This is a genomic window from Bradyrhizobium sp. B117 (genome assembly GCF_038969555.1).
In the GTDB taxonomy this organism is placed as follows: domain Bacteria; phylum Pseudomonadota; class Alphaproteobacteria; order Rhizobiales; family Xanthobacteraceae; genus Bradyrhizobium.
In genome coordinates, this window is the sequence record NZ_CP152414.1 from 5799399 (window position 1) to 5813918 (window position 14520).

Consider the following 14520-nt stretch of genomic DNA (forward strand, 5'->3'; position numbering starts at 1 on the left):
GCCTCTTGCGTAAAACGGCGCCATGACAATGGCGTCCGACCCGAAAATGATCCCGCAAACCGGCCTTCTCTCCGCGGAGGCCAACCAGGCTGCCGCGCTCGCAGCCTATGGCGGCGTGCTCACCGTCGATCTCGACGCGATCATCGCCAACTGGCGCAAGCTCGAGAAGACGGCGGTGCCGGCCGAATGCTCGGCGGTGATCAAGGCCGACGCCTATGGTTGCGGCGCCGAGCAGGTTGCGCGCGCCCTGAGCAAGGCCGGCTGCAAGACCTTCTTCGTCGCCACCATCGAGGAAGCGCGCAAGGTGCGGGAAGCCGTGCCGGAGGCCGCGCTCTACGTGCTCGGCGGCTACTTCCAGAACACCGGCGAGCACTACGCCAAGATCAACTGCCGCCCTGTCATCGGCGATCTCAACGAGCTCGCCGAGTGGGACGTGTTCTGCCGCCGCACCGGCTGGAACGGCGGCGTTGCAATCCACATCGACACCGGGATGAACAGGCTGGGACTGACGCTGTCGGAAGCGCAGGCCATCATCCCCCGCATCAATGCCGGCGATCACGGCATCACGCTGGTGATGAGCCATCTGGTTTCAGCCGAGCAGCTCAACAGCCCGGTCAATGCAAGACAGCTCGCGGCCTTCCGCGGCATCGCCAGCGAGTTCGCGGGCGTGCCGGCGGCGCTCGCCAATTCGTCCGGCATCTTCTTAGGGGCGCCCTTCCAGTTCGACATGGTGCGGCCGGGCGCAGCGCTCTACGGCGTCAACCCGACGCCGGAGGCCGACAATCCGATGCAGCCGGTCGTGGATCTCAAGGCGCGCATCGTGCAGGTCCGCAATGTCGAGCGCGGCGAGAGCGTCGGCTATGGCGGCACCTGGACCGCGCGGCGGCCGACGAAGCTGGCGATCGTCGCGGTCGGCTATGCCGACGGCTATTTCCGCGCCGCCAGCTCCAATGACGGCACCCGCGGCGCCGAGGTGATCGTGGCGGGCAAGCGCTGCCCGGTCGCGGGCCGCATCTCCATGGACCTGATCGCGGTCGACATCACCGATCTGCCGCCGAACGCGGCGCGGCGCGGCCACATGGTGACGCTGCTCGGCGAAGGCATCACCGTCGACGAGCTCGCGCATCATTTCGGCACGATCGGCTATGAGGTGCTGACCAGCCTCGGCCACCGCTACGCCCGCGTCTACAAGGGCGGCAACGTGGTGGAGCCGCTGGCAAAGCCGGAGCCCACGCAGGCGGCCGAGCAGCCGCCCTCGCCGCCGCCGATCGAGCAGCCGACAAGTCCGCCGCCGCTGCCGAGCTGAACTCTCGCTGCCTACTTCTTCCGGCTGTCGAGCGCCGCCTTGCAGGTGGCGCTGAGCTGACCGCGCTTGGCCTCGAGGCAGGCGATGATCTTGCCGCCGCCCGGCGCGATGCCGGCGCAGAATTTGTCATAGTCCGCCTTGCACGCACCGCGCGGATCGGACGATTGTGCCGAAGCGACACCGGAGAATGCGACGGCGACGACGATGGCGGCAAAGCTCAACTTGGACATTGTATCTCCGGTGACGGAAGGCAGGAGCCGATAGCTCTACATGAAGATTGCGACATTCAACATCAACAACGTCAACCGCCGCCTGCCCAATCTGTTGGCTTGGATGCGCGCAGCGAAGCCCGATGTCGTCGCGCTTCAGGAATTGAAGGCGAGTGATGGCGAATTTCCGGCGGCCGCGATCGAAAAGGCCGGCTACGGCGCAGTGTGGTGTGGACAGAAGACCTGGAACGGCGTCGCCATCCTCGCCCGCAACGCCGAGCCTGTGCTGACGCGAGACCGGCTACCGGGAAAGGCGGGGGATCACGAAGCCCGCTATATCGAGGCCGCCGTGCGCGGAATCATCGTCACGAGCATTTACTTGCCCAACGGCAATCCGCAGCCAGGACCGAAATTCGACTACAAGCTCGACTGGTTCGCACGGCTCAAGCGCCACGCCAAAACCTTCATCAAGCAGGAACTGCCCGTGGTGCTCGCCGGCGATTACAACGTCGCGCCGACGGAGATCGATATCTATCCGACCCGCTCATGGGACAAGGATGCGCTGATCCAGCCGAAGAGCCGCGCGGCCTACGCCTCGCTCGTCGCGCAAGGCTGGTGCGATGCGATCCGCGAGCGGCACCCTGAGAAACGCATCTACACGTTCTGGGATTACAAGCGAAATCGCTGGCCGCGCGATGCGGGCCTGCGGCTCGATCATCTCCTGCTCAGCCCTGCCCTCGTCTCACGCCTGGCGAAGGCCGGTGTCGACAAGAAGGTGCGCGGCGAGGAAGGCGCGAGTGATCATGCGCCGGCATGGGTGGTGCTGAAATAAACGAGGTGACGAAGATCTCGCAGGGTGGGCAAAGCGAAGCGTGCCCACCAAATTCGCTTACGCAAACAGATGGTGGGCACGGCGCAAGTGCGCCTTTGCCCACCCTACGATTGATCGCACGATTCAATCAGCGCCCGTAATATTCCTGCACCGTATCCCACGCCGCCTTTTGCAGCAGCTGGGTCGTCTCCGCATCGAGCCCCATCGTGTAGGAATTGCCGACCGGCGAGCGTCCCGTCAGCGCGGCCAGTGTCACGCAGGTTGCCAGATACGTGCCGGCGGGACTCGGATGCCGCTTGTCGGGCGCATAGAGATTGAGCTCGGGCTGGAGCTTGCGGACACGCGCGAAGGCAAGACCTGCGGGAATGACCAGCGCATCGTTTGCGTTGCCGGCGATCGTATAGGCCTCGGCCAACCCTTCCGTCATCTCCGGCTTGTCGGCGTAGGCCCAGGACATGAAAAACACCGGCCGCATGCCATGGGCACGGACGATCTCGCTGTCCTTCTTCGCGAAGGTCGTGAACGCGTCCTTCAGCTGCGGATGGATCGGGCACTGGCTGCAATCCATCATCACCACAGCGTCGTATTGCTTGCCCGGCTTGTTGAAGACCACGTTGTTCTGGTCGTCGAAGGAATACGCACCGAGACCGCCGGGTCGCAGCAGATTGTCCATGTCGTGCCAGTCGAGGCCGGAACCACCGATCGTCGCCATGGTGTTGCGATAGGCCGCCTTGTTCTCGGCATCGGCTGCCCGCTCCATGAAGGTGAGATGCCCGGGCATGCCGTTGTTGTAGTAGAAGAAGCTGTTGCCGACGAACAGCGCGGCCTTGGGAAAGTCTGGTCCGAGCGAGGTGACCTTCGGCTTGGTCTGTGCCTGCGCATTGAGGCCGGCCACAACGACCAGACACATTGCGAGCATCACTCGCGCAAAAAGACGCATCATGGCTTCCTCCCCTTTCTGTCGGGCCGGAACCAAATCAGCTTTTCAAAACCGCCTCAAGAGGACGGGGGCGCGCGGCACACATGCGTCGCCCCGCATGCTCACCACAAATTCTTACCGTCGATCATGTTGACCGGCACGGCGTCGAGATCGAAATCGTCGAACAGGCGCGCATTCACCGCGACCTTGGGATTGTCGAAATCGGGCTTGCCGCTCGACCAGTCCGGCGACTCCGAATAGGTGCCGCAGCCGCAATTGGCGCAGAAATGATGTTTGACGGTGCGACTGCCCCAGAGATAGGTCGCGACGTTGTCAGCCGGTGACAGCAGGCGAAACTGCGCCGGCGTGTAATAGGCCCACAGCGCGCCGCGCTTGGCGCAAAGCGAACAGGTGCAGCGGGTGACGCTGACGGGCGCCTCCGTCACCTCGAATACCGTCTCACCGCAATGACAGCTTGCCTCGATCGGCATGACCCGCTCCCCGTTTTGTCAGGAGATGGTCGTAGCCGGCCCCTGCTGCCAACATGCTCTCAGCAGCAAAACCCTGCCCGGAAAGTTCAGTTGGCAGACAGCCGCCTGGCGTTCGCGGCCACATGCTCGCGGTAACGCTGGATGATGGCCGCCGGCGTTGCCCCTGCGAGCAGGTTGGCTGCCGCCTCGAAGGCCGCGGCGATCTTCTCGCTCACCATCAGCACGGCCTCCTGCCCGGCCGCCTCGTCGCCATGGCTGAGCTTCTCGCAGCGCAGCCGCACCACTTCGCTCGTCTCAAACGCGAGCATCGCGCCGGCGTACCAGGGAAAGCCGTTGTCGGATCCGCCGAGCACCGCATGGCGGTCGAGCGCGGAGAAGGAGTGGTGATCGGGCATCGCGGACCTCAAATTCTTTGAGCGAGCGCTCCGATCAATACGCTTCAAATTCTAAGGATCAGGCCGGGGAACCGGTCGGATTGGGCAGTGCTGAGACATCAGCCATTAACCAAGGCCCTTGACGCCATCACTCTGGTTAGCCTACTGGTCTGACCAAGATCAGACCAAAGCGGGATGGGGATGGAGCTCAAGCGCGCCACCGAAGGCGAAAAAGGGTTCGAAAAGGTGTTCGCCTTCTTGCGCGAGCGCCTGCTCGCGGGCTCGCTCAAGCCCGGCGACCGCCTGATCTCCGAGCGCGAGCTCGCAACCCTGCTTGGCGTCAGCCGGCCGATCGTCCGCGAGGCGCTGCGCGCCCTGACCGTGCTCGGCATCGTCGAGATCCGCGACCGCATCGGCACCGTCGTGACCCGGCCGGACGTCTCGGTGCTGAACGACTTCTTCACCTTCGCGCTGGCCCAGCAAGCGGACATGCTTGACGACGTCATGCAGGCGCGCGTCGCGATCGAATGCCAGGCGATCCGCCTCGCCTGCGAGCGCGCCAACATTGCCGATTTCGAGCGCCTGCAGCGCGCGCTCGCGAAGATCGGCGAGACGATCGACGAGGCCGATGCCGGCGGCATGGCCGACTTCGAATTCCACCGCGCCATCGTCGTGGCGTCACATTCGGAAACGCTTTCCGTTTTGCACAGCTCGATGGCGGGCCTCCTTACGCATTCGCATCGCAGCCGCCGCGAACTGGTGCAGGCCTTCCCGTCGATGAAAACCTATCTGATCGACGACCACCGCCGCATCTTCGAAGCCGTCATCGCGCGCGATCCAGAACGCGCCGACGCCACGCTGCGCAAGCATTTCGCCATCGGTGACGAATACCGCAGGCGCGCCGTCGTCGGCGACATCGACAAGACCAGCGCCTCACGCTGATCGCAGACCAACCAAGAAACGGACTGAGGACATGGGACGGAACGACAAGGGCAATGTGGGCTTCATCGGCATCGGCACGATGGGCCGCGAGATGGTGCGCAACCTGCTGATGGCCGGCCATGCCGTGCGCGCCTTCGATCTCAATGATGCTGCCCTGGCCGACAGCGTCATGGAAGGCGCGACGCGCGCCGCGGGCCCCGCCGATGCCGCTCAAGGTGCCGACATCGTCATCACCATGCTGCCCGACACACCCCATGTCGAGGCGACCATTTACGGCGAGCAAGGCCTTTTGAGGTCTCCCCCACCCGGCAAGCTCATCGTCGACATGAGCACGATCTCGCCGGTCGCGGTCCGCCGCATCCATGCCGACTTGCAAAAAGCCGGTGTCAGCTTCATCGACGCGCCGGTCTCAGGCGGGCCGGTAGGCGCCAAGAACGCCGCGCTCTCGATCATGGCTGGCGGCGATGCTGACGCGTTCGCCAAGGCCGAGCCGTTCTTCCGGGCGATGGGCACGACCATCACGCATGTCGGCGCATCGGGCGCCGGGCAAACGGTCAAGCTCTGCAATCAGCTGATCTGCGGCATCAACATCCAGGCGATCTGCGAGGCACTAGCGCTCGGCCGCGCTTCGGGCCTCGACCTCGATCTGCTGCGCCGGGTGCTGCTCGGTGGCTCCGCTGCCTCCTGGATGCTCGACAAGCTCGGCCCCGCAATGATTGCGGGCGACGTCTCCGCGGGCTTCCGCATCGATCTGCAGCTCAAGGACCTTCGCCTCGTGCAGGAGCACGCGCAGGCTCTCAACGTGCCCCTGCCCGGCACCGCACTCGTCACCAGCCAATATGTCGACGCCCGCGCCCATGGCGAAGGCAGCAACGGCAACCAGGCGCTGTTCCGCGTCTACGACCGCATGACCAACCAGACGACCGGCCGAAGCTGATACGATGAGCCTCCAACTCGACTTTCCCGCAGTGATGGAGCGTTGGCCAAGTTTCTTGGCTGGCGCTGCGCTGACGCTCGAGTTGGCTTTCTTCGCGACCGTGCTGGGCGCTCTGATCGGCACGCTCGCAGCTGTCGGCCGCGGCTCGCGGAGTTCGCTGATCGCCGGAGCGTGCAAAGTCTACGTCGAGGCGATCCGCAACACGCCGCTACTGGTCCAGATCTTCCTGGTCTATTTCGGCCTCGCCAGCCTCGGCCTGAAATTCTCCGCCTTCACCGTGGCCGTGGCGGCGCTGACGATCAACGTCGGCGCCTACACCGCCGAGATCATGCGCGCCGGCTTCGAGGCGATCCCGCGTGGACAGATCGAGGCGGCCGAGGGACTGGCGCTGTCGCGGCTGCAAATCTACTGGCACATCATCCTGTTGCCGGCGGTCGAGAAGGTCTATCCGGCGCTGACCAGCCAATTCGTGCTGCTGATGCTGGCCTCGTCGGTGTGCTCGCAGATCTCGGCGGAAGAGCTCACCGCCGTCGCCAACTACATCCAGTCGGACACCTATCGCGCGTTCGAGACCTACATCATCGTCGCCGTGCTCTACGTCATCCTGTCGCTGGTGATGCGCGCCGGCTTCTGGGGCCTCGGCCTCGCGCTGTTTCCGCGTCGTCGCCGGCTCGGCACGCCGCTGTGAGATGATCATGGGCGGACACCTCAACATCAATCATCTGATATTCCTCGGCCAGGGCGCGCTGTGGACCATCGGCCTTTCGGTGATCGCACTGATCGGCGGCGGCATCGTCGGTTTCGTGATCGCGCTGGCGCGGATCTCACCGCTCAAACCGGTGCGGATCGCCAGCGCCGTCTATGTCCAGCTCGTCCAGGGCACGCCGCTGCTCGTCATCCTTTTCCTCGGCTATTTCGGCCTCGCGGCGATCGGCCTCAAGGTCTCGCCGCTGACGGCCGCCGGCGCCTCACTGACGCTCTATGTCGCCGCCTATCTCGGCGAGATCTGGCGCGGCTGCATTCAGTCGGTGCCGAAACCACAATGGGAGGCTGCCGAGGGCCTCGCGCTGAGCCGGACCCAGCGCATGATGAAAGTGATCCTGCCGCAGGCGATCCGCATCGCGACGCCGCCCACGGTCGGCTTCATGGTGCAGATCATCAAGAACACATCGCTCGCCTCCGTCGTCGGTTTCGTCGAGCTGATGCGCTCGGGCCAGATCGTCAACAACTCGCTGTTCGAGCCGTTCGCCATCTACGCCATCATCGCCGTCACCTATTTCGCCATGTGCTATCCCCTCTCCCTGTTCAGCCAGAGGCTGGAACGGCGGATGGGACGTGGCAGGTCCAACCTTGCACCGGCCTGATATGCAGCAGAATCTCTCCTCCGAACCGATCGTGTCGCTCCGCGACGTGCAGAAGAGCTTTGGGCCGCTCCGGGTGCTCGATGGCGTCTCCTTTGCCGTCGAGCGCGGCGAAGTGCTGGCCCTGATCGGCCGCTCCGGCTCCGGCAAGAGCACGGCGCTGCGCTGCATCGACCGCTTCGAGAAGGTCGATGGTGGCGAGATCGTCGTGTGCGGACATCGGGTCGACCGTCCCGACGTCGATCTGCGCGCACTGCGTCAGGACGTCGGCATCGTGTTCCAGAGCTACAATCTGTTTCCACACCTCACGATCGAGCAGAACATCACGCTTGCACCCTGCGCCGTGAAGGGCATGGCCTCCTCGCAGGCCAAGGACCTAGCCCGAAAAGTGCTGGCGCAGGTCGGGCTCGAAGAGAAGCTGCACGCCTATCCCGAACAGCTCTCCGGCGGTCAGCAGCAGCGCGCGGCGATTGCTCGCTCGCTGGCGATGCAGCCGAAGGTCATGCTGTTCGACGAGGTCACCTCTGCGCTGGATCCCGAGCTCACAGCCGAAGTGCTGAAGGTGATCGAACAATTGGCAGCCGACGGCATGACCATGGTGATGGTCACCCACGAGATGGGCTTTGCCAAGGGTATCGCCGACCGCATCGTCTTCATGCATCGCGGCAGGGTCCACGAGACCGGACCCGCCTCGATCCTGACATCGCCGACGACCCCCGAGCTCACGCAATTCGTGGGCACGGGAAATCTAAAATCATAACAGGGAGAGGAGAACCAAGAATGACAAACAAGACGTTGCTGGGCACCGCCGCGGCTTTGTGCGGCCTCATCATGATGGCGGCCACGCCGGCATCGGCCGACCTGCTCGACGACATCACGCAGGCGAAGAAGATCCGCATCTCGACCGATCTCGCCATCCCGCCCTCGGGCATGATGGATTCGAGCATGAAGCCGACCGGCTCGGACGTCGAAGTCGCCCAGCTGCTCGCCAAGGACTGGGGGCTCGAGCTCGAATTCATCCAGACCACCGGCGCAACACGCATCCCCAACGTCCTCACCGGCAAGGCCGACATCATCATCTCGACCCTGTCCGTGACGGCCGAGCGCGCCAAAGTCATCGACTTCACCAAGCGCTATGCGACGCTGCAATCCGACGTCGGCTGCCTGAAGTCGTCGACCGTGAAGGACTGGCCGGACCTGAAGGACAAGTCCATCGGCGTCTCGCGCGGCACCACGCAGGACACCACTCTGTCCAACATGAAGGACAAGGACCTCAAGATCGCCCGCTACGACGACGACGCCACCATGGTGACCGCGGCCGTGTCCGGCCAGGTCGACTGCGTCGCCTCGTCGGCGACGATCATCAATCAGATCGGCGTGAAGAACCCCTCGCGCGTGTTCGAGTCTCGGATTCCGCTGGCGACCTTCGACCTCGCGATCGGCCTGAAGAAGGGCGAGCAACGGCTGATGGACAAGCTCAACGCCTGGATCACCGAGAACGTCAAGAACGGCAAGCTCAACGCAATCTACAAGAAATTCCACGGCGTCGAGCTGCCGCCGGACATGCGCAGCTGAACCATAGAGAATCCGTGACAGCCGCTGTTCGGCTGTCACGGCCAATACAAATATCAAGAAGGACATCACATGCGTCTCGTCATCGGATCCGACCACGCCGGCTGGCCGCTCAAGCAGACCGTCATCGACCACATCCGCAAGCTCGGCCACGACATCGTCGACGTCGGCTCCTATGATGACAAACCGGTGGACTTCCCCGACATCGCGCGGGCCGTGGCGCAGAAGGTGACCTCGGGCGAAGCCGCACGCGGCATCATGGTGTGCGGCACCGGCGTCGGCGCCTCGATCGCCGCCAACAAGATGAAGGGCATCCGCGCCGCGGTCTGCCACGACGTCCACTCAGCCCATCAGAGCGTCGAGCATGACGACGTCAACGTCATGTGCATCGGCGCACAGATCGTTGGCGCCTGGCTCGCCGTAGACCTCGTCTCGTCCTATCTCTCGGCCGAATTCTCCACCGACGAGGATTTCCGCCGCCGCGTCGAGAAGCTGCGCGTCATGGACGAGCAAGGCTGACGTCCCCTCATGATCCTGGTGTTCGGGTCGCTCAACATCGATCTGGTCGCGCAGGTCCCGGTCATTCCCGGCGCCGGCCGGACGGTGCTCGCGCCGTCCTACCAGACGCATTTCGGCGGCAAGGGCGCCAACCAGGCCGTCGCCGCCGCACGGATTGCGCGGCCGGGACAGGTCCGCATGGCGGGCCGCGTCGGCCAGGACGGATTCGGCGACAGCGCGATCGAGAACCTCAAGTCAAACGGTGTCGACACCGGTCTCGTCGTCAGGGCCGACGAGCCGACCGGCTGCGCCTTCATCACGGTCGATCAGGCCGGCGAGAATGCGATCACTGTAGCGAGCGGCGCCAACATGGCCGCGAATGCCGCAGACCTGCCCGCCGCGCTCCTTGGCACTGACATGGTGCTCGTGCTTCAGATGGAGGTGCCGTTTGCACAGGCGCTGCAAGCCGCACGGCGAACGACATCGGCCTCGGGCACCGTCATCTGGAACCTCGCGCCTGTCCCGGACAAGATGACGCGCGAGATGGTGTCCGAGCTTCTCGGCGTCACTGACTATCTTCTCCTCAACGAGCACGAGGCAATGGACGCCGCAGTCGCCATCGGCCTCGCGCCGTCCGGTTACGAAGCTGCAGCCGCGGACCTGGCCAGGACGGGTGACCTCACCTGCATCGTCACCGCCGGCGCGCAGGGCGCCTTGGCTGTCGCAGCGAACGGAACCCGTTTGCACGCGCCCGCCCCGCGCATCACGCCAGTGGACACGACAGGGGCCGGCGACACCTTTGTCGGTGCGTTTGCGGCGATGGTCCACGAGAAGGTTCCGCTGCAAAGCGCGCTCCAGGTCGGGTGCGAAGCGGCGGCCCAGAAGTGTCTCACGCCGGGGGCGCAGGCCGGCATGCCGGTGCGGGCGAAGATTCCGTCTCTCGCTTAGCGTCGTCCGCGGCTACAGTGCTCCGATTCCCGGAGCCCCTGCCCTTGGCCTTTCTTTTCGTCCTCACCGTCGGCCTGATCGCCGGCACCATCTCAGGCATCGTCGGCACGGGGTCGTCGATCATGCTGATGCCGGTGCTGGTCTATGCCTACGGGCCGAAGGAAGCGGTGCCCATCATGGCGGTCGCCTCCGTGATGGCGAACTTTTCGCGGATCCTGGCGTGGTGGCGCGAGGTCGACTGGCGGGCCTGCTTGGCTTATTCGGTGACGGGCATTCCGGCCGCAGCACTCGGCGCGCGCACCCTGCTGGCGCTGCCCTCGCACGCCGTCGACCTTGCCATCGGAAGTTTCCTGATTGCGATGGTGCCGGTGCGGCACGCCCTGGCACGGCATGACCTCAAGGCCAATCTCTGGCACCTCGCGATCGGGGGCGCGGTCATCGGCTATCTCACTGGCATCGTGGTCTCGACCGGCCCGCTCAGCGTGCCGCTGTTCCTGTTCTACGGCCTGTCCAAGGGCGCCTTCCTCGCCACCGAAGCGGCCTCCTCGCTCGGCCTTTACTTCGCGAAGTCCGTGACCTTCGAACGGTTCGGCGCGCTCACCAGTGACGTATTCATCAAGGGCCTGATCGCCGGCGCCTCGCTGATGTCAGGCGCCTTCATCGCCAAACGCTTCGTGCTGCACCTGAAGCCCGAGATGTTCCGCCTTCTGATGGACGCGATCATGATCGCGGCCGGGCTCTCGATGCTCTGGAACGCGGCGCAGTCGTAAGCAGCCCTCAGGCGGCAAATTCCGGCGCGATCGAGGGACTCTCGGCAATGACACGCCGCTCGGGCACCGCTTGTCTCTCGAGCCATTGCAGCACGGCCTCGAGCGGCTGCGGCCGGTGATAGAGATAGCCCTGCCCCAGCGTCACGCCCATCTCGCGCATCGCCCGCGCCTGCTCGGCCCGCTCGATGCCTTCGGCGACGAGCGTCAGCCCCAGCGTGCCGGCGAGCGATGCGATGACGCCGACGATCGCCTTGTCTTCGGCGCTATCGGGGATCTCGCTGATGAACGCCTTGTCGATCTTGACCTTGTCCAGCGGAAAGCGCCTGAGATGCGCGAGCGAGCTGTATCCGGTGCCGAAATCGTCCAGCGCGATGGTGGCGCCGAGGCGCCGCAACCGGTGCAGCGTCTCGGAGGCACTGGCAATGTTGTTGATCAGCGAGCCCTCGGTGATCTCGAGCTCCAGCGACGATGGCGCGACATCGAAGCGCGCGCAGGTCGCGCGCAGCTCGGCGGCGAGCGAATGGTCGGCGAGCTCGGACGGCGGCAGGTTGATCGCGATCCGGATCTGCGGCCTGCCGGCGGCGGCCAGAAGCTGCAGCGCCCGGCAGGCATCGGTCAGCACATAGCGCGTCAGCCGCGTATTGTTGCCGCTGCGCTCGATCAGCGGCAGGAATTCGCCGGGGCCGATCACGCCATGTTCAGGGTGGCGCCAGCGAATGAGCGCCTCGAGCCCGACGACGGCCTGGCTCTCGAGGTCGACCTGGCTTTGATACCAGACCTCGAACTGCCCCTCGGCGAAGCCTGCGGGAACGGCGAGCTCGAGGTCCCTGCGGCGGCGATAGTCGCGCTGAAGTGCTTCGTCCAGCACGGCGACCGTGCCGGGCGCCTTGCTCTTGGCGTGGTAGAGCGCGATGTCGGCAAGCGCCGGCAAATGCGACAATTCAGGGTCGCCGGCGCGGCGCACGGCAAGGCCGATGCTGGCGCGCGGCACCACCTGCTTGTCGTGCAGCCGGATCGGCTCGGAGATCGCGTCCAGCAGCTGGCGCGCGAACGCCTGCGCGGTCGCCGCGTTGCTGACCTCGGGACGGATCACCACGAACTCGTCGCCGCCAAGCCGCGCCACCCAGTCTTGCGGCTCGACTGCCGCAAGCAGACGCTCGGAGATGTGGACCAGGAACTTGTCGCCGGCATCATGACCGAAGGTGTCGTTGATGCCCTTGAAGTCGTCGAGATCGATGAAGCAGAACGCGATCAGCGAGTCCGGCGAGCCGGCATCGTTGCTCAGCGACAGCAGCTGCTCGGACAGCGAGCGGCGATTGGGCAGGCCCGTCAGCGGATCGTGCGCGGCCATGTGCCCGAGCCGGTCGAGCGCTCCCGACGTCGTGTGCTGCATGGCGTTGAAGGCGCGGGCGAGCTGGCCGAATTCGTTGGAGGATTTGACGTCCGCCGGATAGGCACGGCCATCCTGCTTGCTGCGCTGGATCGCCGACATCATCGCCGCCAGCGGCCTGCCGATGAAGATGTTGGCGGATATCCGCATCGCGATCAGGGTGGCGAGCGTTGCGAGCAGGCCGACGACCAGCAGCAGCACCAGCCGGCTGCCCGCATCCGCATACAGCGCCGCACGGGAATAGGCGATCGCGATGCGGCCGGCCTGCACCGACATGTTGCCGTTGCTGTAGTGGATCGGACGCGAGACCTCCGCAACCCCCTGCTCCGAAGGACGCGCCACCACGCGGGCAATCGCAACGCCGGTGTCGTCGTAGACGGCCGCCGCGGCGATGGTCTCGTCGTGCATGATCTCGTTCAGCACGCCCGTGACCTGGTCGTAACGCATCTTCCAGAGCGGCTCGGCGATCAGCTCGGCCCGGCTCTCGGCGACGCGGGCCATGCGGGCATCGAGCTGCCGGATCTGCGACCAGAAGCTCGAAGCCTCGACGCCGGCAGAGGCGAGCAATTGCACCAGCAGCAGAACCGGCACGGTGGCCCAGATCATCGCGCGAACGACCGAGCGCAGACGCGGCGGCACGGCCTGGGCGCTGCGGTCCCGATCGGTCATGTCGTCCTCGTTTTGCATCAATCGGCGGTGCCTTCCACTGGCGCCAGCGACGAGATTAGCGCGTCGATCGAGAAATCGTACTCCCCACAGCGTCCCGGCGTCGCCCTGAACCGCGTGAAGTCGATGCGGTCGAAGGCGCGCACCCGGATGAGGTCGCCGACCGAAACCAGATTGTCGCGCGTGATCGCGGATGTCTTGACCTCGACGCGCGGAGATGCGGCCGCGAAATCGCAGCCGTCGGCATAGTCGCGCAGGAGAACGATCGACCAGCCGCCGAGCAGGAAATGCCCACCGTCGCTCAGGAGCAGATGGCCCGCCTTGATCTCGCGCAGCGCGTCGTCGGACCAGTTGAGGCCGGCCACCTGGATGTTCCGGCCGGGCGTGAGGCCGGCAGCGATCGCCGCGCGCAGCGCGCCGAGCGCCATCGGATCGTTTCCGGCCCAGATGCCGGCCGGCCTGATCTCCTTGCGCGAGGCCCAGCCCAGATAGTTCGCGGTGACCCGCTCGGCCTCGGACTGCGTCCAGTTGGCGAACAGCATGCGGTCCACCACCACATCGGGCGCAGCCTCGACGGCGAGCTTGAGGCCGGCATTGCGGGCGATCGAGGACGGGGTGATCTCGTCACCGCCGATGCCGAGAATGTGGATCTTGCCGTCGGCGCTCTGCCATTTCTCGGCGCGCGCGGTGGCGATCAGGGCGTTCGCCATCCGCGCCCCCGCGGTCTGAAGATCGGTCGTGATATCGCCGAGCCAAGTCTTCAGCTTCTGGCGCGGCGGGCCAAGGCGAGTCGCGTCATCGCCGATCAGCGTGTTCGAGAGCAGCAGCGACTTGACGCCGGCGGCCTCGGCCGCCTCCAGGATCGGAACGGCGGCGGATTCCTCGTTCGAGAGGATGAGGAAATCGGGCTTGTCAGCGCGCGCGACCACGCCGAAGCCCAGCTCCTGCATGGTGCGGTAATTCCGCTCGCTGGTCAGCACCTCGATATGCGCGTCGAGCTTGCGGCCGGCGGCCTGCATGGTCTGCGCGACCATGTCCCAATAGACCTCGCCGGTCTTGCCGGGGTTGACGAAAACGATGTTGAGACGCTTGGCGTCCGCCGCAACAGCGCCGCCAGGCGGCATCAGAACGCCGCAGGCCATGCTCATCGCGAGCAATATGCGCAAGACTACAGTCATTTGTTTCGCCATCCCGTCTCGGTTCCGAAACTGGGCCTGCGTCCGCTAACATTTGGCAAAGTCCGGCCTAGTGCCGCGGCGCAGAGCTAACAAAGGGTGTATCGGACGCGCTGAATTGCCATATTTG

General features: G+C 65.2%; 17 protein-coding genes. 11 read left to right on the plus strand and 6 right to left on the minus strand.

The features are described from left to right. Positions 1–28: 28 nt before the first annotated feature. Positions 29–1306, plus strand: coding sequence for an alanine racemase (gene alr, locus AAFG16_RS28480; protein WP_342740989.1), 1278 nt, complete (start codon positions 29–31; stop codon positions 1304–1306). 11 nt (positions 1307–1317) lie between these two features. Here alr and AAFG16_RS28485 read toward each other — a convergent pair whose 3' ends face one another. Then, positions 1318–1536: a cysteine rich repeat-containing protein gene (locus AAFG16_RS28485; protein WP_342730586.1), complete on the minus strand. Its 219-nt coding sequence runs from the start codon at positions 1534–1536 to the stop codon at positions 1318–1320. A gap of 40 nt (positions 1537–1576) precedes the next feature. Here AAFG16_RS28485 and AAFG16_RS28490 point away from each other — a divergent pair, with 40 nt between their 5' ends. Beyond that, positions 1577–2347 carry an exodeoxyribonuclease III gene (locus AAFG16_RS28490; RefSeq protein WP_342730588.1) on the plus strand — a complete coding sequence of 257 codons (771 nt, stop codon included), beginning with the start codon at positions 1577–1579 and terminating at the stop codon, positions 2345–2347. Positions 2348–2474: 127 nt separating this feature from the next. Here the strand turns inward: AAFG16_RS28490 and AAFG16_RS28495 are convergent, their stop codons facing one another. The 3 genes from AAFG16_RS28495 to AAFG16_RS28505 all read right to left on the minus strand — a co-directional run bounded on the left by AAFG16_RS28495 (position 2475) and on the right by AAFG16_RS28505 (position 4152). Next, positions 2475–3290, minus strand: coding sequence for a hypothetical protein (locus AAFG16_RS28495; protein WP_342730590.1), 816 nt, complete (start codon positions 3288–3290; stop codon positions 2475–2477). A 98-nt stretch (positions 3291–3388) separates the two neighbouring features. Continuing rightward, positions 3389–3757 (minus strand): GFA family protein, encoded by a 369-nt coding sequence (locus AAFG16_RS28500; protein WP_283079670.1) that lies wholly within the window; start codon positions 3755–3757, stop codon positions 3389–3391. Positions 3758–3843: 86 nt separating this feature from the next. Next, positions 3844–4152 carry a hypothetical protein gene (locus AAFG16_RS28505; RefSeq protein WP_342730593.1) on the minus strand — a complete coding sequence of 103 codons (309 nt, stop codon included), beginning with the start codon at positions 4150–4152 and terminating at the stop codon, positions 3844–3846. Positions 4153–4332: 180 nt separating this feature from the next. Here AAFG16_RS28505 and AAFG16_RS28510 point away from each other — a divergent pair, with 180 nt between their 5' ends. From AAFG16_RS28510 to AAFG16_RS28550, 9 genes are all read left to right on the plus strand, one after another. Then, entirely contained in the window at positions 4333–5073 is a 741-nt protein-coding gene (locus AAFG16_RS28510) for a FadR/GntR family transcriptional regulator (protein ID WP_342730595.1), read from the plus strand. A 31-nt stretch (positions 5074–5104) separates the two neighbouring features. Continuing rightward, entirely contained in the window at positions 5105–6010 is a 906-nt protein-coding gene (locus AAFG16_RS28515) for an NAD(P)-dependent oxidoreductase (RefSeq protein WP_283079673.1), read from the plus strand. Between the two features lie 4 nt (positions 6011–6014). Then, positions 6015–6698, plus strand: coding sequence for an amino acid ABC transporter permease (locus AAFG16_RS28520; protein ID WP_342730597.1), 684 nt, complete (start codon positions 6015–6017; stop codon positions 6696–6698). Positions 6699–6705: 7 nt separating this feature from the next. Further along, positions 6706–7374, plus strand: a complete 669-nt coding sequence (locus tag AAFG16_RS28525; RefSeq protein ID WP_283079675.1) for an amino acid ABC transporter permease — start codon at positions 6706–6708, stop codon at positions 7372–7374. 1 nt (position 7375) lies between these two features. Continuing rightward, positions 7376–8131 carry an amino acid ABC transporter ATP-binding protein gene (locus AAFG16_RS28530; protein ID WP_342740990.1) on the plus strand — a complete coding sequence of 252 codons (756 nt, stop codon included), beginning with the start codon at positions 7376–7378 and terminating at the stop codon, positions 8129–8131. 20 nt (positions 8132–8151) lie between these two features. Continuing rightward, positions 8152–8946 carry a transporter substrate-binding domain-containing protein gene (locus AAFG16_RS28535; protein ID WP_283079677.1) on the plus strand — a complete coding sequence of 265 codons (795 nt, stop codon included), beginning with the start codon at positions 8152–8154 and terminating at the stop codon, positions 8944–8946. Positions 8947–9015: 69 nt separating this feature from the next. After that, positions 9016–9462 carry a ribose 5-phosphate isomerase B gene (gene rpiB, locus AAFG16_RS28540; protein WP_018646068.1) on the plus strand — a complete coding sequence of 149 codons (447 nt, stop codon included), beginning with the start codon at positions 9016–9018 and terminating at the stop codon, positions 9460–9462. A 9-nt stretch (positions 9463–9471) separates the two neighbouring features. Beyond that, positions 9472–10389, plus strand: a complete 918-nt coding sequence (locus AAFG16_RS28545; protein ID WP_342730603.1) for a ribokinase — start codon at positions 9472–9474, stop codon at positions 10387–10389. 44 nt (positions 10390–10433) lie between these two features. Continuing rightward, positions 10434–11159, plus strand: a complete 726-nt coding sequence (locus tag AAFG16_RS28550; RefSeq protein WP_283079680.1) for a sulfite exporter TauE/SafE family protein — start codon at positions 10434–10436, stop codon at positions 11157–11159. A gap of 7 nt (positions 11160–11166) precedes the next feature. On the opposite strand, the gene AAFG16_RS28555 is transcribed toward AAFG16_RS28550, so the two are convergent. Then, the gene (locus AAFG16_RS28555) at positions 11167–13236 is read right to left on the minus strand and encodes an EAL domain-containing protein (protein WP_342730605.1); all 2070 of its coding nucleotides are present in this window, start codon (positions 13234–13236) and stop codon (positions 11167–11169) included. Beyond that, positions 13236–14393: an ABC transporter substrate-binding protein gene (locus AAFG16_RS28560; protein ID WP_342730607.1), complete on the minus strand. Its 1158-nt coding sequence runs from the start codon at positions 14391–14393 to the stop codon at positions 13236–13238. The genes AAFG16_RS28555 and AAFG16_RS28560 overlap by 1 nt, the downstream gene beginning before the upstream one ends. Positions 14394–14520: the final 127 nt, after the last annotated feature.